The sequence below is a fragment of the Flammeovirga sp. EKP202 genome, assembly GCF_014534745.1.
Taxonomy (GTDB): domain Bacteria; phylum Bacteroidota; class Bacteroidia; order Cytophagales; family Flammeovirgaceae; genus Flammeovirga.
In genome coordinates this window covers 1-23765 of the sequence record NZ_JACVVP010000040.1, presented here as the reverse complement: position 1 = coordinate 23765, position 23765 = coordinate 1, and the positions used below count along the sequence as shown (strand labels likewise).

The 23765-nt window shown below is 36.2% G+C and carries 10 protein-coding genes; 5 read left to right on the top strand and 5 right to left on the bottom strand.

Going from position 1 to position 23765, the window contains the following annotated elements; genetic code table 11:
* Positions 1-74: 74 nt before the first annotated feature.
* From IC221_RS20865 to IC221_RS20850, 4 genes are all read right to left on the bottom strand, one after another.
* On the bottom strand, positions 75-569 hold the full coding sequence (locus IC221_RS20865; protein WP_044212385.1) for a hypothetical protein: 495 nt from the start codon (positions 567-569) through the stop codon (positions 75-77).
* 164 nt (positions 570-733) lie between these two features.
* Positions 734-1114, bottom strand: coding sequence for a GxxExxY protein (locus tag IC221_RS20860; protein ID WP_188170814.1), 381 nt, complete (start codon positions 1112-1114; stop codon positions 734-736).
* A 322-nt stretch (positions 1115-1436) separates the two neighbouring features.
* Positions 1437-3392, bottom strand: a complete 1956-nt coding sequence (locus IC221_RS20855; RefSeq protein ID WP_188170813.1) for an FAD-dependent oxidoreductase — start codon at positions 3390-3392, stop codon at positions 1437-1439.
* Positions 3393-3914: 522 nt separating this feature from the next.
* Positions 3915-5561: a sulfatase gene (locus IC221_RS20850; RefSeq protein ID WP_188170812.1), complete on the bottom strand. Its 1647-nt coding sequence runs from the start codon at positions 5559-5561 to the stop codon at positions 3915-3917.
* 948 nt (positions 5562-6509) lie between these two features.
* On the opposite strand from IC221_RS20850, the gene IC221_RS20845 reads away from it, so the two are divergent.
* From IC221_RS20845 to IC221_RS20835, 3 genes are all read left to right on the top strand, one after another.
* On the top strand, positions 6510-7583 hold the full coding sequence (locus tag IC221_RS20845; protein WP_082026793.1) for a type IX secretion system membrane protein PorP/SprF: 1074 nt from the start codon (positions 6510-6512) through the stop codon (positions 7581-7583).
* Positions 7584-7601: 18 nt separating this feature from the next.
* Positions 7602-13316, top strand: a complete 5715-nt coding sequence (locus tag IC221_RS20840) for a PKD domain-containing protein (protein ID WP_188170811.1) — start codon at positions 7602-7604, stop codon at positions 13314-13316.
* Between the two features lie 238 nt (positions 13317-13554).
* Positions 13555-14964, top strand: a complete 1410-nt coding sequence (locus tag IC221_RS20835) for a glycoside hydrolase family 28 protein (protein ID WP_188170810.1) — start codon at positions 13555-13557, stop codon at positions 14962-14964.
* Positions 14965-16053: 1089 nt separating this feature from the next.
* Here IC221_RS20835 and IC221_RS20830 read toward each other — a convergent pair.
* Entirely contained in the window at positions 16054-18252 is a 2199-nt protein-coding gene (locus tag IC221_RS20830) for a T9SS type A sorting domain-containing protein (protein WP_188170809.1), read from the bottom strand.
* 345 nt (positions 18253-18597) lie between these two features.
* Between IC221_RS20830 and IC221_RS20825 the strand changes: the two genes are divergently transcribed.
* Both IC221_RS20825 and IC221_RS20820 read left to right on the top strand, forming a co-directional pair.
* Positions 18598-21531, top strand: coding sequence for a T9SS type A sorting domain-containing protein (locus IC221_RS20825; protein ID WP_188170808.1), 2934 nt, complete (start codon positions 18598-18600; stop codon positions 21529-21531).
* A 157-nt stretch (positions 21532-21688) separates the two neighbouring features.
* Positions 21689-23527: an arylsulfatase gene (locus IC221_RS20820; RefSeq protein WP_188170807.1), complete on the top strand. Its 1839-nt coding sequence runs from the start codon at positions 21689-21691 to the stop codon at positions 23525-23527.
* Positions 23528-23765: the final 238 nt, after the last annotated feature.

Here is a 23765-nt window from a genome sequence, read left to right as displayed (position 1 = left end):
TAAATTTTAGGGAAGAAGGATGAAGTAAATAAAGATAAAAAGGTCAGTGGCTGACTCACCGACCTTTTATGTATTTAAGCAATAACTTCTAGATCCTTGATCGCATAGTCATCCAATGCCCAGCCACTTGTGGCAGCATGGTCTTTGATATGATGTAGAAGTTCAAGCAAGACATAAGCCTCTGCTTCCTGCATAATATTATCCAATTGATTAAAATAGACTTCTAATCCATCGTTTTGTTCTAGCTTTAATTCTAGATCACTAATGTCGGCTACCAATTTATTTTTCTCCACCACTTTTACCTTATACTTTGAGTGTGTGGTTTGCATATTGGCAATTTCTGTTTCAACATAGTCCAATTGATTTTTCTTTTCATTGAGTTCCGTTGTTCTACTTTCAAAACGGTTCTTTTTTCTCTCCGTAGAAATATCTTTCAGTACATTAGAAGAGTTTTGATACTTGTATTCCTGATGAATAGCATCATAAGTAGTCTGCGTATCTTCTTGGGATGTGCATGATAATGAAACGACACGTGCAAAAAGGTCGTTTTTGTCTTTGGTGTTTAACATGATAATAAAAAATTAATGTTATAAATCGTTCTCAGTGCATTGCATAAATAGTCAGCTTATCTTTATGTTTCACGAATGAGAATAGTTTGTTGTTGTAATGTTAATGTATTTAAATGAGTAATGCAAATATATATTTTGACTCCTCTTGGACCAATGCCAATGCATTACTGATTTTTTATAGCATTAAATACTCTTTTAAATTCTAAACTCTTCGATCCAAAGTTAATTAACAAGCCAGTAGGTACATTATACGCTTCACAATAGTTTTTTGCTTGAGCCAGATGAACATCCTCCAATCGTATTACGGCTTTGAGCTCTACCATTATTCCTTCTACATAAAAGTCTACTCTTCTTGTTCCGATATGTACACCTTCATAGTAAATACTCATTTCCATTTCCCTCTGATAGGAGATTCCTTGATTTTTAAATTCCAAAGCTAAAGCCCGCTGATAGATTACTTCCCGAAATCCATTTCCTAAGGTGCGGTGTACTTTCATTGCACATCCTATTATTCTTCCTGTTAAATCGTTGTTGCTGTAGTTCATAATAGATGAATCGTTAATTTTTGATATGGTGGTTATAGCTCAATGTCTGTACCAAGATTTTTAGGATTAGGGGATTGTCAAGATTTTCTGTTTTTTTTCAATTAAGTTTATGATCAGTTATAATGTTCAATTTCATCATTTTTGAATCAATTACTATAGAATATAAATATAGAGTAGTATCTCTCTGATAATCTTAAATCTTGCTTAATCTTAGTGTAGATATTTTAGAATTAAAGATTAGTTAAGAAAAGACAACAATCCAAAATCCTGTTCATCCTTTAATCCTAAAAATTCCGGTACTGACAGTTGCCATTTTAGAACCTTAGCTCAAAACCTCTTCCTCAAAAGCCATTATCTCAAATAATTTAGCGTATTCTTTTCCGTAAGTCTCATGCATAACTATTCGGATGGAAGTAGTTTTGACCTTTTCAAAGTTAAACTTAATACGTCTAGTTTGATTTTGGTCCAAAGTGCCGAGGTCGATCCACTTCCCTTTACTTTTAGCTTGAAGGGAGAGTGATTTAAGAAGTTCTGGAGGAACCTTATCTGTAAATATTTTTCGATTGTTATAATTATTTCTCATCATGATATTCATTTTTACATTCGTATCACATTTAATAATTACAGAAGAAAGTTCAACAGGATTTTCCCATTCAACGTTTACTGTGGCAGGGAGGGTAGAAGAGGCCCAATGATGTGTTTTGCCTTGGAAATCTCTAGACCAACCATCGTTTAAGAGTGCTGCATCACCTGATTTTGTACTTGAAGCCGTGATTTGCGTTGCGTCTTTCACTTTATCATTCTTGTTTGTGAAAGGGTGATCGGGGATAAAAGCATCATTAATAGAGAGCTTCTCTTGGAGGTCTTTAAGGTGCTTTTTGTAAATACCTCTTGGGTTAGTATTGTGCTGTACACACATGCCTGCGGCGGTACCTGTTGCTTGTCCCATTAATGCGCAAGTAGCCATGACCCTTGTAGAAGATAAGGCAATATGGGTTTGACTGATATTTCTACCACTAAACATCAGGTTTTCTATGTTTTTAGAATAAAGACTTCTGAATGGAATTTGATAGATTTTTTTGAAGTGATAATGAAAATAACTTGGAGGTTCACCCAAATTCTCAATGCCTCCTGGATTATGCTCATCCAATGACCAACCTCCATAGGCTACAGCATCTTCGAAATGATGATGATCTACTAAATCTCTTTCATTTAAAATATGATCTCCCATAAAACGTCTTGATTCCCTACGACCGGGTACCGAACCAATCCACTCTAGGGCATAGTTTTCGGCTCCTTCTATCTCGCCAGAGTTTTTAATATAATCCCAAACACCATGCACATGTCCCATCAGCTTTTCCTGAATTTCGTTTTGATCTGCAATGATGTCGTTTTGTGAGCCCACTTCTACCCACCAATACCCTTCATTAAAAGAACGTATTTTTCTTTTGGGGTGTGATTTTTTAAGATCAAAAGGAATCATAAATGATGGAGGCGTGTAAGGGGTAGGTTTTCCCATATCTTTACCCGCAATTAATAAACTAGCTCCCATCTGCCAACCATCGGCTTTTTCGGGAGCATATTTTTCGTTGAATTCAGCTTTCGCTTCTCTACCTGTTCTGTATTCAGCCCCTGCAGTAGCCGCCAATAAACCATCACCGGAACAATCAATAAATTGTTCAGCATTGATATGGTATTCTGTTTCCGTACTCGTCTGCCAACATACTGCTTTTTTGATACGGTTTCCTTTCATTTCTACATTGACCGCTTGAGTGTTGAGTAGAAGATCAAGATGTGGTTCTCGTATCACGAAATCATAAAGAACATGATCCCATACTGAAAACGATTCTTGAGGATTTAGAAAACGATTATGAAGTAAAATTTCTTCAATGATGCCTGTTTCCCTTTCAGGAATCCAATCGGGCTGAAGGTGATTTACCCCATTTACGAGTACTCTGATTTCGCTTGATGCATTTCCGCCTAATACAGAACGGTCTTGTACTAGCAATGTTTGGGCACCTTCTCTTGCGGCTGCCACTGCTGCACAAATACCGGCTAGTCCACCGCCTACAACAACAACCTGATAGTTTTCATGCTTAAAACGTTCTGGAGTTCCTTTTTCCCCATTACTAAGTTGTTGCCAATTGTCTTTACTACGGTCACTTACCCAACTGCCATTGGTATCTTTATCTTTTGCATTGAGGTTAGTTCCTGTAAGTAATAATCCAGAAGCTAGGGATCCTTTTGCTCCAGATTTTAAAAAATCTCTTCTTTTCATAATTGTGATTTGTAGATTAAGATGTGTTACAAAAAATCACAGATGAAAAACAACTGTGATTTAGAATTTACTATTTATAACTACTTGGAAATTTGTTTACTGTCTTTAAGGTTGGAAGAATATATCAACTTAATACTTACCACGCTGTAAACTAAGTTTACGTTATTTATAATGTTTAGAAATCAGGAGATTTCTGATGATCTGAAGGACACGAATGACGCCAACGCTTAACATTCGCGCCATTGAGCTTTCTACCATTTCAGTTTGATAGTACTTCACTTCAAGGCCGAGGGAGATACTACTCAATGATGGTCTGATTATATGTTAAAAGACAAAAGGTTTTATAATAATCTTTTAAAAAGCAGTTCTGTAGGGACGTTGCATTGCAACGTCCTCGCGAACCACAATACACTACCATTTACCTTCATAAAAGTAACTGCATTCATTGATGAAAATTTAGTTTACAATGTACTTGCGATATAAGAATAAGTTTTGCGACAATCCCTAAGTAGAATTATCTTCCTATATTTCTTTTCCAGCCTTATTGCCTTTCCATCCTTTGTCCATTTGAGCCATTAATTGGGCTACAATTTCAGGAGAAGAATCGGCGATATTTTTTGTTTCTGTTGGATCATTTTTGTGATCATAAAGTTCCACATAGAGAGGTGCTTCATTGGGTTGCTTACGGTTTTTCCAAACCACCAAACGGTAATCCTTATTACGCATTGCATAGCCCATAATATCGTTTTCGAATAATGCTCTATCCCAGTCCTCTTTCATCTGATCTTTGATTTTCTGCTCCACTTCTTCAATCAAAGGTCCGAAATAAGTTTCTCTCATCCCTTTTGATAATGGATTCGCAGCCCACTCTCTTAAGGCAGGAGTTGGGTATTGGCTAAACGCTGCTTTTTTCCAAGGGAGTTGAGGTTGATCCAATAATGGAGCAAAGGATTGCCCTTCTAAATGTTTTGGTAAATCAAGCCCGGCTAAATCACAAAGTGTAGGGTACATGTCTACTAATTCTACTAATGCATCAGAAGCAACACCTCTACTTTTTTGGTCTGGTGTCCATACTATTAATGGAACTCTAGTTGCAATTTCATAATTGGTAGCCTTTCCCCATATTCCCATTTCACCTAAGTGATAACCATGGTCAGACCACACCATAATGATAGTATTATCCAAAATACCTTCTTTCTTTAATGCTTGAATCACCTTGCCAATCTGAGCATCTACATAACTAGAAGTGGCTAAGTAAGAATGAATTAAGTCCGTCGCTAAATCATCTCCAATTTTTCCTTTATTTGGGATATTGGCTCTAGTTCTTAACTCAAAAGAAGCATGAAGTCCCATTGCAGCCCCATTTTCAGGTGCTTCCGTCTGAGTACTTATTTTGATTTGATCTCTATCGTATAAATCCCAGTATTTCTTAGGAGCAACAAAGTTTAAGTGAGGAGAAATAAACCCTAATCCCATAAAGAAAGGTTTGTCTGGCTGCTCAGTAATCATTTGTTTGATATTGGCGATTGCAAGGTCAGCATTCATACCATCAATGTATGTATTATCAGGAACGTCCACACATTCAAATGCTGGTCCCATGCCTAGACCGTACTTGGCTTCCTTACCGTATTTGGCAATCATTTCAGCTTTATTTTTCTTAAAGATTTCTTGATTTTCTTTTAAAGCATAACCACCTACTAAACCTTTAAACTTATACCCTAATAGCTTTTTATCTGGTTTTTTGGACCAAGATTTCTCAGGATCGTTATATTTTGCATGATATACTTTACCGCAGTTCATGGTTTCATAACCGTTCTCTTTAAAATGCTGCGGAAGCGTAATAATATCAGGGTTTTCATCTCTAAAATACGTGTAGTTTTCAATCACATTGATCGTTTCCGGTCGTGCTCCTGTCATAGCACTAGCTCTGGAAGGACTACAAATTGCTTGTTGACAATACGCTCTGTTAAATTGCATACCTTGAGCTGAAAGTTGATCTAAATGGGGGGTAACCGCTATACTATTATCATAACTGCCCAATTCAGGTCTTAAATCATCAATCGCAATAAAAAGTATGTTAGGTTTCTTTTTTGTTTTTTGTTTGTTGTTGATAGAAGTACATGAAGCACAAATCATTAAAAAACACAGAAGTTGAAATAATCTATTCATAATAAATAAATGTGATAACCGTTTCATTTCATTTGATATTCAAAAGTAGAATCAATGCAGGTAAACTATTTTTTTCTAACTCAATGAGATGTTGCTCTGCGTCAAATTTGGACTTACACTCACATAATACGTTTTTTTAGGCAATTTTTTAACTATTTGTCTTTATTAGAGGTGGATGTTTTTTAATGAAGAAAATGGTTCTTGATGTGGTTCGTGAGGACGTATTACTGAAACGTCCCTACAACGTTATCGATTATAAAAAAATCTATCAAAAATTGAAAGTAGACTGTAGGAGTATTTTATTACAGCATCCACTGAACCTCTGTAAAAATCACTTTTCAGGCTACAACGTGATCCATTTTTTCTATCCAAGTATTTACTACTCTGTAAACTATATTTTCGTTAATTAATATGATTACTTTTATGATGGATAAATGGTAGTGTATTGTGGTTCGCGAGGACGTTGCAATGCAACGTCCCTACAGCACTGCATTTTAGAAGATTATGATAAAACCTTTGTCTTTTGACATGTAATCAGACCATCATTGAGTAGTATCTTCCTCGGCCTTGAAGGGAAAAGCGTTAAGAATTTCATGAATTGAGCCGTTAAAAATGATTTTGTTGTTTGAGCTTTAGCGAGTTTAAAATCATTTAGGCGAGAGGAATGAAATTTAGCTTTTGACTTCTAAGCCTAGATTTTTTGCTTCGTTTTTCATCAATGGAAAAATGAAGAAGAAGGAAGCTTGAAAGTTGATCCTATAAATGCTTGCAGAAAGGTTGATTGAAAGTTGATGATAATTTAGTTTACAGTGTACTTACCTAAATGATGTATAAAAAAGGGGGCGAACGGTGACAAAAACATAAAAATTACAATTCTTGGGTAGAATATGAAAATTAATAATTAGATTTGAGTAAACAACGACTATTATTAAGTACTTAAGCAAAACTATGTGTGTTAAACTATTCAGCGTGAATGTGTACATCTGTTTTGTGCTCTTATTTTTTTCAACAGTTACTAAAATACAGGCTCAAGACGCTCAATTATCACAATATTACGCTTCGCCTTTGTATCTGAATCCTTCATTAGCTGGAACAAGTGGGGATGGAAGAGCAACTATTAATTACCGTAACCAATGGGTAGGAATTCCATTGAATTACAATACATTTATGGCCTCATTTGATACGCCGATTCCGAAAAAGAATTTTGGTGTTGGCTTTTTAGCACATCAAGATATTTTGGCTGTGTCATCGGGTACATCTATGACTCGGTTGTCGATTAATATGACGGGGGCTTATCATTTAAAAATCAATAAAAAATATAACCTAAGTTTTGGTATACAGGGTGGTTTTGAGCAATCGTCTTTAGGCTTTAATAGCTTCACTTTTAACGATCAGATAGATAATGATGGAAATATAAGTGGTTCAACAGCAGATCAATTGACAGATCAAAATAAAATCTACCCCGACATTTCATCGGGTTTGATGTTTTATTCAAAGCAACTTTGGGTAGGAGCCTCGGTTTACCATATCAATCAACCCAACATTTCAAGGCTGGTCAATAGTGTAGATATTTTACCATTGAGATTTAGTGTAAATATGGGCTATAGAATTCCATTGACTTATAAATGGAAAGGAGCGATTGCAGACTACGATGATAAAACGATTAGCCTGATGATGCATTATCAATCTCAAGGAACTGGAGATCAATTGAGTTTAGGGGCAAGTGTTAATTACAACCCCATCATTTTTGGTGTTTGGTACAGAGGGTTGCCGATTAAAGCAAATGATCACCCAACACAGCTCAATCATGATGCGGTGGTTGTGATGTCGGGTGTTAAATTCAACCGATTTGTGATCGGATATAGTTTTGATTTTCCGATTGGTGGACTCACTTTAGGCGAAGGAAATTCTCATGAAATATCCATACGATACGATTTGAATTTCTATCCTAATTATTATAAAAAGAGGAACTTGAAAAAAGAAATTCCAAGTCATGCCAACTGTCCAGTTCCATCCATTTAAATAAAGCAAACTAACACAATGAAAAACAAACTTTTATATTTAGTAGTACTGCTACTTGCCTTTTTCTGTTTACCTTCTGTATCATTTGCTCAGAAGATAATGGCTAACGCAAGTCAGGGTTTATCAGGAGGGGAAGATATTATTGCTACTCCAGTAGAACGTTGCTTGACCTACAGTTCTTATTTTTATATTGATGAAGATGGAAAGGGAAGTGTTTCTAATCTTTCTTGGGATTTTGGCGATGGGAACACTTCAGTAGAGAACAACCCGTATCATATTTTCCAGACGGATGAAGATAAATCATTCAATCTAAAAGTGACTTTCACTCAAGGTGGGCAATCTAAAACTTTAGAAACGGTCATTAAAATTTCTACAGCTCCAGAAGTTGATTTTTCTGTAAGTACCACTGAAGGTTGTGACGGTACTCAAGTATTTTTTACAATAGAATCGTCCATTAGACTAAAGGATGTAAAGTTTACCGTTAATGGTCAAGTGTTAGCCGAAAATGAATTGTCAAATCCTTTGCCAGCAAGAGAACAACCTTATACAGCAACTATTTACGGAACAACAGATAACGATTGTGCTATTAAAACGACAAATGAATACATTACAATTTCAGAGTTGATTGTTCCGAGTATTTCTCCTTCATCTTTGATTACCTGTGCTACTCAGGTTACTCAAACCTTCAATGCTTCAACAATATTTGAAGAAACTGGAGCGAAGGTGTCTTCAGGTGTAACTTATGAGTGGGATTTTGGTGATGGTAATACGGCTCAAGGCAGCAGAGTAAGTAACAACTATGATATTGCAAAAGGAGATCATTACACTTTAACGGTCACGGCAACTTATGGAGGATGTTCTCAAACGGCATCGATTCCAGTGGCATTAGGCGTAGATGCTGATATGTTTACCTACGAATTACCGGATACATATTGTGCCATTTACCCTGTAACATTTACGCCCTCATTACCCGATAACCTCGATGGTCAAACGATCACTTGGGATTTTGGAGATGGTGTGAAGTATACTTCTGTTTATCCAGAAAAAATGCGTCATAATTTTACAAATACCCGAAGTTATACGGTAACAAAAACCGTAACAGCCAAGGTGGGTAGTTGTAGTTATACATTATACGTAGATGTTCCACCGATGGAACTCTCAGACATTAGTATTAAAGCCAATCGTTCTACTTTTTGTACAAATAATTTTAATGTGGTGTTATCCATCCAAAATTTGAATGGAAGAATTACCAATTTTTTCTGGAGGCGAAAAGGAGTCGATGAGAGGTTATTTGAGAATGAAGATAATCCCACCATTCCGTTAACAGGGTACGGAGAGCATATCATTGAATTGGTGGCGAATGATGCAGGTGAATGTGTCATTAATGAAATCGAAATTTCGTCATATCCCATTGAAGCAGAAATTATGGGTTTGTATAGTTCTTGTGCACCCCACACATTGACGATAGGTTATGAATTGATTCAAGATGACGCATTAATCAAAGACAATTCAACAAGTAGAAGGTGGGAAGCAGAAGAAAGGTCAACAGGTAAAGTATATACAAGTACGAGCAAAAACTTTGAATTGAAATCCTTGGAAGCTGGAGTTTATGATATTATAGTTCAGATTGACTTTGCAGCTGGATGTACAGTAACAGCATCAGATGAGTTGAAAGTGGGAGAAGCGGTAAAAGTAGATTTCGAGGTACTTGATGGACCTGATTATTGTAATGGTTCACTTATTGAGTTTAATAATACCACCGATTTAGGTACAGGAAGTGAGGGCGATGTAACTTTTTTATGGGATTATTTTGGTACTGATGTTTGGACTTCTTCATTTGGACGCAATGGTATACAAACGTATGATCACCTTGAGCCAGGAGAGTATTCAGTAGGTTTGAAAGCGGTACAAGATGGTTGTGAAGGGCAGCCTGTTTATAAAAAAATCACGATTTTAGAGCCGCTCGCTAAATTTGAATTAGGTGTAACTGAACTGTGTGATCCTGATAAAATTTACATTGAGAATGAGTCAATTGGAGCAGGTGAAGGAAGTGATTATATATGGGATATTGAAGTAGGATTTAGGACCGCTCAAATTATTACCAAGGATATTAATGAAGACATTGTCAACCATCCCGATTTTCAGGCCTTAGCCATTGATTATGGTGACGAAGTGAGTGTGACATTGACGGTAGAAAATTCGAGTGCTTTACCTTCAAAAACACCCGAAGAACCACCAGTTTATTGTGTGCATAGTGTAACTTCCTCCATTTATATTGCTCAAAAACCTGAACCAATCGAAATTCATTGGGACTTTACGTATCATGAAAATATTGAGAGTTATACTCAGCCATCTGAAATCTGCCAAGGAACTACTTTATATTTTGATCCCAAAGTAACTGACGGAGGATATTATAGTTGGTCATTTAAAAAGAAAGGAACAAACAAGAGAATTTATCCCTCTTACAGTTCAAGAACCACCGAAATGACATTCAGTCAATCCGGTGTTTGGGTTGCAGAGTTAAACGCTCAATATTATAATGGGTGTTCTGAAGTAGTGGAACAAGGTGAGATAACGGTTCGTGCCATGGAATTTGATGTCACCTCAAACGTATCAGTGGCCACATTAGGAGATGAAGTTACTTATTCTGTAAGGCCAGGATACAAGATTGAGGCTCCTAACCCAAAATGGGAGTGGTATCATAATGATGAAATGGTAAAAAGTGGTACGGGCACTGTCGTTGAGGATTTTGTAATAACGTATGATGAGTTAAATAAACCTCAGTATATCAGCAATTATGTTTACTTAAAAGTGACTGCTGATCTTACTAGTTGTGAGGTTTACTCCAATTACACTTATACTTTGGTTACAAAACCTATTCTTGATTTTCCTGAGGCAGGTGATGACACTGGAATAGCTCGACACATAAGTTTTAATTTTCAGTGTGATTATTTAGAAACTTATATTGACCCAAAAGTTTCTGATACTACTGTCTATTCACCTTATTACGCAGAGTATAGGTGGAGAATAAAAAAGGAACCAGAACAACAATGGTCATCCATCACAAGTTATAATCGAGACAACTATATCTTCCAATTTAATTCCTTTACGGAAGGGACGTACACTTTGGAATTAACAATTAAAGACCGAAATGGATATTCTGAGAAAGATACTATCTATTTTGAAGTGCCTGAATTACCAAAAGCTGTTGCTGGATTTACGGCTACGGATTCAGTTTTAAATTGTCCGGGTGCCATAACGTTTACGGATAAAGCCGATGGAACAGAAGGGAATTCAATTCCAAGAAAATATGCTGATGGTTCTGATGTTCCGATTTACAGTTGGAAGTGGACTATAATGCAAGAAGATCTACTAATCAATACCATTGAAAGTAGTACAGGTGAACTGGAATATTATTTTATTTCAGGGGATTATGAAGTCTACTTGGAGACCACTGATGTACAATATTGTACAGCTACGGCAGCACCAATAGCCATCAATGTAAAAGGAGTGACAGGCTCATTTTATATTAATAAGAAAGCGGGATATGCACCTCTAACTACTGATATGGTGGCTCTTCCTGCTTATGTATCAAGTGAGGTAATTGATATCGCTTATAACTGGGCTTCAGGAGACGGCTATAATGGGGTGGACTCTTTACAGACTTTTACTTATGAACTTGATTCTAATATTATTTATACTCCCAAACTAGTCTTTGAATCAACGCTAGACTTAGGAGATCAAGGTAATGCTTCTTGTAATTATGATGCCATCACGGATGAATCTATCACCATTTTCAAGAAACCTGAGCTAGAAATAGAAGATGTTGTGGTATGTATAACCGAATCTCCTTATACAGTAGAAGGTTACGATAAGGATTTTGAAGTAGCGAATCTTGTTGTGCCTGACAAATTCAGTTATAAAGGCGTTACTAAATACCAGTGGAGTGTGGATGGAGAAAATATTCCAGCCTCTAGTGGAGGAACAGACGCATTGGCTTCATTTACTTATGGATCTTCAGGAGGTTATTTTGAAGTGAATCCGAATGATGAAGAAGGCAGGGACTACACCCTCGAAATTTGGGTAGATGCCGAATACATCGATTTTATCGACAGTAAAAATAATCATACAGATACAGGTGTAGGTTATTCAACAAGAACGTTTAACGTGAAGTTTACGCCATCTCCTGTGCCTGTAATTGGTGATCTCGTACCGGTTTGTATGCTTGATTCAGCTACTTTTGATGGTAGTCAGTCGAATTTTACACCCTATACTACAGGAGAAATTGTAGATTATACTTGGGAGTTCTTATTGGATGGAAGTGTTGTGGACAGTTATACAACCACTGATCCAATATCACATTATAAATTTGCAGCACCGGGTACTTATACTGTTAACTTAACAGTTTCTTCAGACAATACTTGTACACCTGTCACCACGTCTTCTTCTATTTTGATTTATGCATTGCCCGATGTGAGTTTTGAGGCTGAAGATGTGTGTGTAGGGGAACCTACACTTTACAATAACACGTCCACTTATGAAGGTGTCAGAATAAGTGATAACCCCAATTTAGTAAAAGGTTTTGTGTGGTATTTTGATTGGGAAAATGATTCGACAACAGTAAGTTCTACCGCGGTTTCACCAACATTTACTTATGCTGCACCAGGTACTTATAAAGTAAAACTAATTATCGAATCGCTGAAAGGCTGTACTAAAGAAATAATACAAGAAGTCTATGTTAGTGATTATCCCTATTTGGTCCAAAAAGAAGATTTCTATGTATGTGAAGGTTCTTCGACCACACTTTCAGTAGAAGGCGGAACCGTATTTGAATGGAGTACAGGGGAAACGACTTCCGAAATCACAGTATCACCAACAGAGGATATTACCGAATATAGGGTCAAGGCTTGGAACGATACAGGATGCTTTACGGAAGCAAGTGTACAGATTTTCATTATTAAATTACCGAAGCCTACTCAAACACTTTACTATGCTTGTGAAGGGGATGACGTAGAAATTGATGGAACTATTGAAGGTTTTGAAGGGACGCTTGGTGAGTATCAATGGTCCAATGGTACAGTAGGGTCAAAGGTGACCGTGAGTGAACCGGGTATTTATACATTGACCAATCTCGTAACACATGATATTTCTGGCGTTGAATGTTTAATTACACATGAATACGAGTTTATACACCGACCACTTCCCCCTGCATTTGCAGTACAGGATACATTATTTTGTTTTGAAGAGTTGGGTGAAATTGTCATTCAAGCAGCAGAAGCGCCAGGTTATGTTTATTTGTGGGAAGATTCAGGAGAAACGACCTCTGCAGTGACAAGGTACGATGGGGGAGAATATACAGTGAAGATTATAGATACTTCCACTGAAGACAATTGTGAAACAGTAACTTCAATGAAAGTGACTAGAGGCTGTCCTCCTATTTTCTTCAACCCAACAGCATTTACTCCTAATGGTGATGGCATAAACGATGAGTTTTTGATAAGGTCTAAATATGTAGTCAATATCAAACTAACTGTTTATAATAGTTGGGGTGAAATTATATTCCATGACAGTTATGAAAACTCAAATGCTGCCAATCAAGAAGGTAGAGGTTGGGATGGAACTTATCAAAATAAACTAGTGCCAGGTTCTGTTTATACCATAGTGATAGAATATGATAGTGAGTTTTTTGGAACGCATCATAGAGATGTTACCAATGTAACCGTCATTAGATAATTGAAGAGAGAGTCACTGCGGTGGCTCTCTTTTTTTATTCTTTTTCGTGATTACACCCCCAAAAAACGCTTCATTATAGCATCATAGTAAAAAACTCCCCTTTTATCAGTAGTTTTTTTTCAAAGGTTAATTAATGAAAACGGTATGTTTGTTATGGAAGATAATTGTTGAAGTGAGACCGACTTGAGTATTTATTTTCTATGAAATGAATGAAATAAATCATAATTAGATTTAGTTAATGAAATCTTTGAATACTACCTATTGCCTGCTTGTACTGATGGTATTAGGCACTTTTTTGACTTCCCCACTTTTTGGACGAGATTATTCAGTTTTGGATTATGGTGCCTTGGCAGACGGTACTTCTAATGATACCAAAGCTGTACAAACAGCTATCAATAAATGTAGTGAAAGCGGTGGAGGTAGAGTGATTATTCCTTCAGGAAAAGTAGTGCTAATAGGTACTATTTATCTCAAAGATTATGTCACACTTTTTGTGGAAAATGGAGCTACATTGAAGGGAAGCCCAGATATAAATGATTATACCAAAGACACACACAAGAACAGATATAAAAATGAGCCCCACATGGACCGTTGCCTTATCTATGCTGAAAATGCAAAATTTTTCGGCATTGAAGGTAGAGGGACAATAGACGGGAATGGTCATCCTAAATTTTTTAATCGAAAAACCGGGAGACCAATGTTGATTCGATTCCTTAACTGTTCTAATATTCAAATGAGGTCAATTCAGCTCATCAATCCGGCGGCTTGGACTTCAGCTTGGATCAATTGTAATGAAATAGTAGTAGAAGGTATTCGTATTAAAAGTCGAGTGAATCACAACGGAGATGGTTTAGACTTTGATGGCTGTAATAATGTGATGGTATCGAATTGTTCTTTTGATACTAGTGACGATTCGATCTGTCTACAAGCCTCAGACCCTAATGGATCATGTACTGACATAGTGATTAATAACTGTATTTTTGAAAGTAAATGGGCAGGAATACGTATTGGTTTGTTATCAAGAGGAGATTTTGAAAGGGTGAATGTAACCAACTGTACTTTTAAAAACATCAAAGATAGTGGCTTGAAAATTCAAATGAATGAAGGCGGTGCAATGAAAAACATGACTTTTTCAAATATGACAATGACCAACGTACCTCGACCGATCTTTATGACATTTTGTAAGCAAAGAGCTCATGTAGATGCACCAGAAGAGTTGTCTCCAATGCATTATATGGGAGACATGACTTTTGAAAACTTCCAAATCGATAATCGTATGGTAGAAAAGAACGCTGTAATTGCAATGACAGGTTTACCAGAAGGTCGTATCAAAAATATTACTTTGAAGAATATCAATATGCATATTGCTGGAGAGGAAGCATCAGAATCCCTGTCAAAAGCTGAAGTAAAAGAATTAACTCCAGATGTATTGGAAGGGTGGTGGCCGGAATTTAGAAGATTAGGAGGCACATTGCCTGCATCAGGAATTTATTTAAGACATATGGAAGGTGTGTTTATGGAAAGTGTAAAACTTTTTACTACCAATGATGATAAAAGATCTCCAATTGTATTTGATGATGTTGAGAATATAGATATACACCGTTGTTTTGTAAATGGTAATAAAATAGAAATGACACTGACTCATTAATTCAGATAAAGCTTTACAACTAAACATATACAACAAACAATTAAAAAGGCACTAATCCTCAATAGAAGATTGTGCTTTTTTTGCATTACAATAATAGATTTCTAACAAATACACTATAAACTAAGTTTTCGTTATCTTTCATTCCCTATTTCTACTATACTTCATAGGGTCTACTTCCAAACTTCCTTCCTCTTCATTTTTGTCTTAACACAAAAACGAAGCAAAAAAGTCAAGGCTTTGAAGTTAAAAGCTAAATTCCATTTCTCTCGCCTAAATGATTTTAAACTCGCTAAAGCTCAAACAAGAAAATCATTTTTAACGGCTCATTCCATGAAATTCTTCACGCTTTTCCCTTCAAGGCCGGGAGATTTACTACAAAATGATTGCCTGATTACAGATCAAAAGATAAGGGTTTTGTAATTATCTTCTAAAATGCAGTTCTGTAGGGTCGTGGCATTGCAACGTCATTGCGAACCATAATACATAACTATTCACTATTCATATAGGTATTCATTGTAATTAACGCAAACTTAGTTTACGATAAACACACTGTAAACTAAGTTTTCATTATTCATAGTGTTTAGAAATCAGGAGATTTCTGATGATCTGTATGACACGAATGAAACTTACACTTAACATTCGCGCATGTGAGCCTTCTATCATTTTAGTTTGGTAGTACTCCTACCCCGGCATTGAAGGGAAAAGCGTTAAAAATTTCATGGAATGAGCCGTTAAAAATGATTTTCTTGTTTGAGCTTTAGCGAGTTTAAAATCATTTAGGCGAATGGAATGAAATTTAGCTTTTGCGTTCAAAGCCTAGATTTTTTGCTTCGTTTTTCATCAATGGAAAAATGAAGAAGAAGAACGCTTGAAAGTAGGATATAAAAGCTTGCAGAAAGGTTGATTAAAAGATGACGATAAATGACACTATCACTGCAATACCTTGAGTGATAGTGTCATTTGTTTTTAAAGATCTTCAGAAATCATAGGATTTCTAATTCTTATGCTATCGAAAACTCTAATAATAGAAAGTAATAGTTCGATGGGTTGGAGTAATACTATTTTGCTTTAAGTAAGGTTGATGAAGGACTACTGTTTTATTATTTTTCTACTTCTTATACCGTTTTCAGTAGTTACAGTAAGTATATAAATGCCATTGTTCAAACCAGAAATATCAATTGTTTGTTGGTCAGAACTTATCAGTACCTCTCCCGAAAGAGAGAGGATTTGATAGCTGTCTTTATTACTCAATCCTTCAATGTGAAGTAAGTGGTCTGAAGGTACAGGGTATACCTTCAGTTCTTCACTATATTGACCTAAACCAAGTGGTTTATCTACATTTCCATCCTTAAAAGTTGAACGGTTAACAGGAACAGAAAGATCATAAGTCTTTAAAATCAATGTAGTGACATGTCCACCATCATCGCTGAAATTGATTGAAATATCATTATTTTCTTTGATTAGTTCATAAGGAATTGGTACCTCAATGACCCCAAAGAAGCGATCTCTATTTTCTTGCCCATTACCTTTCCAGTTTTTTGGGAACGGTATGTTTGTTCCATTAACAGTTAAAGTTGGATCTAACGATTTGTCTAAATCACGACCTAAACCAATACGAAGAATAGCTTCTCCATGATCAGTTGTAGTGACATTATTGATAGAAAAATGTACCGGTAGATTAGCCTTAATAGGTTGTAGGTAGGAACTTGCGTAGAATAGATTTTCTGTTTTTGTTTCGCTGATATCAAAAGCACTCGCAAATGTATATTCCAAAATCATTGTCGCTTCCGCCCCTAACGTTACTTTATCAAGATGTTCAGTATAGTTGATAGTATCAAGTTGTGTAAGTGTATTGATTTCATACGCGTGTTTCACCATGATATTTTCAACAGGGTAGTTCGAAAGCTCACTGATATTCAACTGTACTTCTTTCTCTTCAGGGTTCAAATTACTTAAAATCAAATATAATTTTTCACCATCAACGTAAGCATCAGAGAGTAAATCAAAATCATTGGGTTTGGTATCAATACGAGTACCTTTTACATTGGCCCAAAGTTGAAAAAATTTAATAAGGTCAGTGTAAACATATCCTGAGTGAGGTGCTTCGCCTTCCATTTCACCTAACTCTCTCATCAATCTTGGACCATAGGCATTATATTCATCCTCAGCTTTATTATGTGCCCAAGTTGCTTTGGTTAATAAGAATGGAATAGCATTGATAATTTGATCTTGTCTCTCTAATAATTGAAGTAACATAGAAGAGAATGACCTTACATTGTACCAATCTCGTTCAGGATAATAAGGGCCATCACAACTCGGGCAAAACCACCCATACTCTGAAATTGACCATCGTTTTACCTCACCTAACTTTAATACACTATAATGGTTGATCATATCCATAATAGCTTCAATGTTACTTCCCTTTCTTTGTTTTTCAACCATCGTTGTATTATCCCCTACAAAGTCATACAAATGGAAAGAAAAGAAATCCATATTTTCACCTGCTTCATCAATAAACATTCTCCAATTGTTATCCCAATGTTTGAAATCAGCACTTTCAAAGGCAGGATGTGCAGCGGTATAACCACCTACCATTACATCAGGGTGATCTTTTTTGACACGTTGAGCCACCACATTATGCATTCTGGCAATCTCAATATTTGATGTGCTGTAATCATTTGCTTTTACAAACGGTTCATTTAAAACTTCTAACATCAAAGGTTTTTGTTTACCTGAAGTTCCACCTTCCCCAAAATAATGGGTAAGATATCCACTATAAAATTCTGCGACTGCATCATAGTTTTCATATTCCCAAGGAGAAGCATCGCTACAGCAAGAACTTGGTTTTGTTTTTTGTCCATTAGGGTACATTGGTGACATTTGACCACCTTCCATACTTGTTACAATTCGGTGTTCTAGCTCATGAGCAGCTGTTCTTCTTGCGTAATTTTTTCTCGTTTCTTCTCCTTTTTGTTGAATATGTTGGGGGTCAGGCCATCCTTTTTTATTGGGATCTTCTCTCACTTGGTTGAATTCCCAGACGATAGAACCATTGTTACGACCCAAATACACATCATAGTCATTTAAAAAAGATGCTCTTTGTTGATCACTGTCCCATTCATTTCCTGTGATGCTTTCATGATACACCATAAATTTAGATCTGTCAAATTCAGCACTATTACCAACAATGTGCTTCATGTTGAGATTGATATCTAGGGTGTCTTGTGCCTTTATTGCATAGCTGAAAGTCAGGCAATATAAAAAAAGTAATAGAAGTAAGTTTTTCATCTCATTTATCAGTTATACTTTATTAAAAATTGTTCTGTTATTCCTCAATATTGTGTTTTTAAAGTCTTTAGTATCAGATAAAAGTAAACGAATAGTAGGGGTGAAATTTTATTCAGTATTAATCTGGTTGAATCTGAAATTGTTCAGAAAAAACTCAGTTTGTAAATGTGGATTTGTAAGTTTTTATACATTATAAAAACAAGTGGTTAGTGATTTAAAAAGGGGAGTAAAGCATTAATTTTACATCGGTATAATGATAAGTGTCCCATTATCAGTTTATTCGTTTCTTAGACTTCAGGTATAGTTCGGTATTTTTATAGTATGAAATAAAATGGAATGATGAACATGAAACTATTACTTTACAGCATAACTTGGTTAGGAATACACTGCTTTTGTAGTACTAATGCAATGGCTTTTTTGTCTGAGAATGACACACTGCCCCAAAAAACAAAATCAACTTCTACCACTACTTTTTTTAAGGAACTTCAAACAACTAAACTAATATCAAATAACGAGTATGTTTGGACTCAATTCGGTCCGGGGATGTCAGGTTATTGTGAAGAGTTTTGGTGTCACCCTACCGAGGATGATGTACTTTTTATGTCTCCAGATATGTATAATAGTTACGGTTCTTGGGATGGAGGAAATTCTTGGCATACGATAAAAGATGTGGATGGAAGCGGAAAAGACATGAGACGTATTCAGTCGATTGTATTTTCCCATCAAGACGCTGATTTTGGATTTGCGATAGATGTGAGGGGGCACCTATATAAGTCAGTGGATAAAGGGCGTACTTGGCAATTTCAATCTTCATTTAATGGTGGAGGAAGACATTCAGAAATGACTGTTGACCCAACAGATGATAGTAATTGGTATATAGGAGCAGGTGACTTTTGGAATATTAAAGCAAATCATAGAAATCAAAATAATACTTTAGGACATACTTATAATTATTCTGCTTATGGACATATTTGGAAAAGTACGGATAAAGGGAAGACTTGGAAAAAGATAAAGACAGGTTTACCTTCTACTTTGGACGTAGGTAAAATTATCGTTTCCCCGATAAATAATAATATCATACTGATGGTAGCCAACTCAGGGGTATATAAAAGTAAAGATCAAGGTAAGACTTGGAATCTTAGTGCAGATGGACTACCGAACAATAATCCCCGTGATATGACTTATTATTATGATAAGTCAACTCGTGATCTCATTTTTTATGTGTTGGAACAGACTCATTTTCACTCTGGGGCAAACCATTCAATTTCTTCAACAGGTGGTGTTTACAAGAGTACAGACCAAGGAGAATCATGGGAAAGTATTACAGGGAATTTAGCGTTGGATATGACTCAAATTACAAATTATATCTCCAAAGATAAATACTGGAGAGCAGTGTCTTATTGGCTCGGAATGTCTAAAAATGATTTTAAAGCAAAATATACAACTTTCCCTCTACAAGTATTGCCCGTATTTAATCGAATAGTGGTTAACCCTCTCAATAAAAACGAGATTTATTTGGGGCATAATGTAAAGCATGATTATAGTTTTGGCCCTGGGGATGTTTGGAAAACTTCAGATGGTGGTATCACTTGGAATGCTACAGCACGAACAGGTACATATTGGTTGCAGGAAAAAGATCAAATGTATTGGAGTAAACGAAATCAACCTGAGGGAATGAATACTAAGTTTGCTCATCTTCAATACCAAATGGAAAATATGGAAGAAACATTTGGGAATCGTTTTTTAGCGATCAATCAGAAGGGGGTGGCGTTTATCTGTTTGGATCAACAAGTATTGAAGACTGTGGATGGAGGTGTCTCATGGCAGCAGATTGATGATGTTGAAACCGAAGAAGGAAGTGGACATTGGGTTGGGACTGGAGATAGTAATCTTCCAGGTCGTTTTATGTTATTAGAAACAGGTAAAGAAGGACGTTATTTTTTCTGCAGTGGAGAGCATGGACTTTGGGAGTCTGCTGGTTTAGGAAATTATCCGGACAAAGAGGCTATAGCGGTGAAACAGATAGAAGGACAAGTACACAAGAAAGGAGCTCATTCTATTGCGACTGTAGCAGTACATCCCCATAATCCAGATGTCATTTATATATTGATGTTTAGACAAAGTCATAGAGGGTATTTGAGGAAGTCAACAGATGGAGGAAAAACATGGACCAATGTGGCTAAAGCAATTCAACATGAAGGGAATGATTCAAGCGATATGCTTTTCCAATACTCATTGACAATAGATCCTGAAAATCCCAAAACCCTTTACTTTTGTGTGATTGAAAATGCAGTGGCCGAGGTAAGTGCCAACAAAATCCCAAAAGATTTTTATGATTTTGGAGTCTATAAAAGTACAGATGAGGGCAAAACTTGGAGTATCATGAATAATGGTTTGCCCGCAACACCAAGTGTTAGGAGGATCGTGATGGACCCCAATGATTCAAAAACCTTGTATGCGGCACTTAATCAAAATCGAAGTGGAGAGAAAGGTGGCCTTTACAAAACAACGGATCAAGGTCAAACGTGGCAAGAAATGACGATCCCTTCAACAATTCAATCTGTCAATAACTTTTTTATAGATAGAAATAACCGATCCATGTATATTTCATGTGGTACTGAAGACGGAAAAATGACAGAAGGTGGTGTTTGGAAAAGTGAAGACGAAGGAATGTCATGGAGTAAAATTTTTGATTTACCTTATATTTGGCAAACGGAAGTTTCCCCACTGAATTCTTCAATTATTACGGTAGTAGCCGCTTTGCCTCACGAAAATAAAGGAGCGACCATCATGAATCCAGGAGCCTACCTTTCAGAAGATGGAGGGAGTACTTGGATAAAGGTAAATAACAATCTTGGTCAGCCTGATGTGATTACTGATTTCAAACCGGATCCTTATACGGAAGGAGCCTATTGGTGTGCATTAAAAGGAAGTGGTTGGGCTAAAGTTGGGACTAGAGTAAATCTTGGTCTTGGAGGAAATTCTGACGATGAGGACGATGAAGTACCAACCGGTATAGGGCGTTTTGATCAAGATGAAACAATTAAGGTTTTTCCTAACCCAATAGCGTCACAATGTACCATAGATATGACGAATGTTGGAGTACCTTCAGAGTTGAATGTTGATGTAGTAGACTTGGAAGGAAGGAGAGTCATGTCACTTCATGAAATAAATTCCTCAGTAGTAAAAATGGATACCAAAGCACTGCAAAGCGGAGTATACGTTTTGAGGATCAATGCCGATCGAAAACAATATATCAAGAGAATTCTTATAGATTGATAGAAAAAAGGAGAAAAGAAGGAATGGAAAAGGATTAAAAAATGAATAGAAGAATTTCACCCTCATGAATACGGTTTTTATTCCCTAGTGTTAAGGTATGAAACGCTAATTTTAGGTAAGTAAAGAGATATAGAACAACTTTTTTGAATGATAAGAAATGAGATTGAATAAACTAAAGTATTGGATTTCGGGCACTCTTTTATTTCTGCCTTTATTGTATTTGATAGGATGTGAGGATGAAATCAAACAACCGAATGTGATTTTAATCGTGACCGATGATCAAGGTTATGGGGATATTAAAGCACATGGAAATAAGGAGGTAAATACTCCAGAAATGGATCAACTTTACAGTGAAAGTTTACGCTTGACCAATTTTCATGTAAGCCCTACTTGTGCTCCAACCCGAAGCGCACTGATGACGGGTAGGGATTGTAACAGAGTAGGTGTATGGCATACAGTGATGGGAAGGTCAATGTTGTATGAAGATGAAGTGACAATGGCTGATGTTTTTTCAGAAAATAATTATGCTACTGCCATGTTTGGAAAGTGGCACTTAGGAGACAACTTTCCTTTTGCTCCCCATTATAGAGGTTTCCAAGAAGCCTTTTTCCATGGAGGTGGAGGTGTAGGTCAAACGCCTGATCATTGGAATAATGATTACTTTGATGATGTTTACTTGAGAAATGGTAAGGAGGAAAAAGCGGATGGCTATTGTACAGATGTTTGGTTCAGTGAAGCACTAAGTTTTATTGAAAAAAATAAAGAGAAGAAGAAACCATTTTTCTGTTATATCGCCACAAATGCTCCTCATGGCCCATTAAATGTGCCGGCAGAATATGCTAAACCCTATATAGATAAAGGTATCCCAAAAAGTAGATCAAAATTCTACGGAATGATTACCAATATCGATGAAAATCTAGGAAAACTGAGAACGAAACTTAAAGAGTGGGAAATCGAAGATAATACCATTTTAATTTTTATGTCTGACAACGGTACTGCTTACGGAGCATCTTTCAAAGGAGCAAAGTTAAAGAACGGGTACAATGCAAACATGAGAGGAACCAAAGGAAGTGCTTACGAAGGTGGACATAGAGTTCCGTTTTATATTCATTGGAAAAATGGTGGTTTGAATGTCGGAAAAGATATGGATTTCTTGTCTGCACACCTTGATGTTTTACCGACATTGATGAAGCTTTGTAAATTAAAATCATCAAAAGAAATTGAGTTTGATGGAATGGATATTACAGAGGTCATCAAAGGAGATGAGAAAGCCAAGAAAAAGTCGAAAGAAAGAGTATTGATTGGAGATTCTCAACGTGTTCCTTACCCCGAAAAATGGCGTAATTCTTATGTGATGAATGAGCGTTGGAGGTTGATTAACGGAAAAGAGTTATATGATCTTACAAAGGATCCGTCTCAATTAAAAGATGTTGCAAATCAATATCCAGAGAAGGTAAAAGCACTTCGTGAAGCATATGAAGCCAACTGGGCATCGATCTCACCTACTTTTAAAAATTTCCCTTATATCAAATTGGGAACCAAAGAAGAGCCACTTTCGATGCTGACAGCACACGATTGGCATATTAGTGAAAAGCAGCCGATTGCTTGGAATCAGAAGTTGATCCGTAAAGGTGTGGGTATTGATGGAGAATGGAGAGTTGATTTTACAAAACCAGGTAAATATCAAATAGCATTGAGTAGATGGCCAAAAGAGGCCGACTTACAGTTAAATGCTGCAGCACCGAAGTTTATCTCAGATGCACCTGATTATATATTACCTGAAGGTAAGACTTTTGATTTTATCAGTGCTAAACTTAGAATTGGTAATAAAATTTGGAAACAAACAGTAGATCCAAATGCAAAAAGTGTTGTTTTTGAAGTGGAAGTTCCAAAAGGCGAAACAACAATGCAAGCTACTTTTATTACTGCTGACAACAATCCAAAGGGAGCGTATTACGTGTATGTGGATAATCAAAATACATTGAAATCGAAATAGTTTATTATATATTGTATGGTGGAACGCCCACAGCTTTTGGTTGTGGGCGTTTTTTATGATTTGATTTAAAGTATTACATAACTACTATATTATAAACTAAATTATTGTCAATTAAAATAGTTCTTATTAAGAAGTATAAATGGTAATGTCTTGTGGTTCGTGAGGGGCTGTCGCAAAACTAAGATTTGAATAAATAATCATTATGTTTAACTTATAACATAATGATTATTTACTATGC

Bases quoted from the DNA above. Each gene is read 5' to 3' on its own strand.
- IC221_RS20865 (WP_044212385.1), bottom strand. From the start codon at position 569: ATGTTAAACACCAAAGACAAAAACGACCTTTTTGCACGTGTCGTTTCA.
- IC221_RS20860 (WP_188170814.1), bottom strand. From the start codon at position 1,114: ATGAACTACAGCAACAACGATTTAACAGGAAGAATAATAGGATGTGCA.
- IC221_RS20855 (WP_188170813.1), bottom strand. From the start codon at position 3,392: ATGAAAAGAAGAGATTTTTTAAAATCTGGAGCAAAAGGATCCCTAGCT.
- IC221_RS20850 (WP_188170812.1), bottom strand. From the start codon at position 5,561: ATGAATAGATTATTTCAACTTCTGTGTTTTTTAATGATTTGTGCTTCA.
- IC221_RS20845 (WP_082026793.1), top strand. From the start codon at position 6,510: ATGTGTGTTAAACTATTCAGCGTGAATGTGTACATCTGTTTTGTGCTC.
- IC221_RS20840 (WP_188170811.1), top strand. From the start codon at position 7,602: ATGAAAAACAAACTTTTATATTTAGTAGTACTGCTACTTGCCTTTTTC.
- IC221_RS20835 (WP_188170810.1), top strand. From the start codon at position 13,555: ATGAAATCTTTGAATACTACCTATTGCCTGCTTGTACTGATGGTATTA.
- IC221_RS20830 (WP_188170809.1), bottom strand. From the start codon at position 18,252: ATGAAAAACTTACTTCTATTACTTTTTTTATATTGCCTGACTTTCAGC.
- IC221_RS20825 (WP_188170808.1), top strand. From the start codon at position 18,598: ATGAAACTATTACTTTACAGCATAACTTGGTTAGGAATACACTGCTTT.
- IC221_RS20820 (WP_188170807.1), top strand. From the start codon at position 21,689: ATGAGATTGAATAAACTAAAGTATTGGATTTCGGGCACTCTTTTATTT.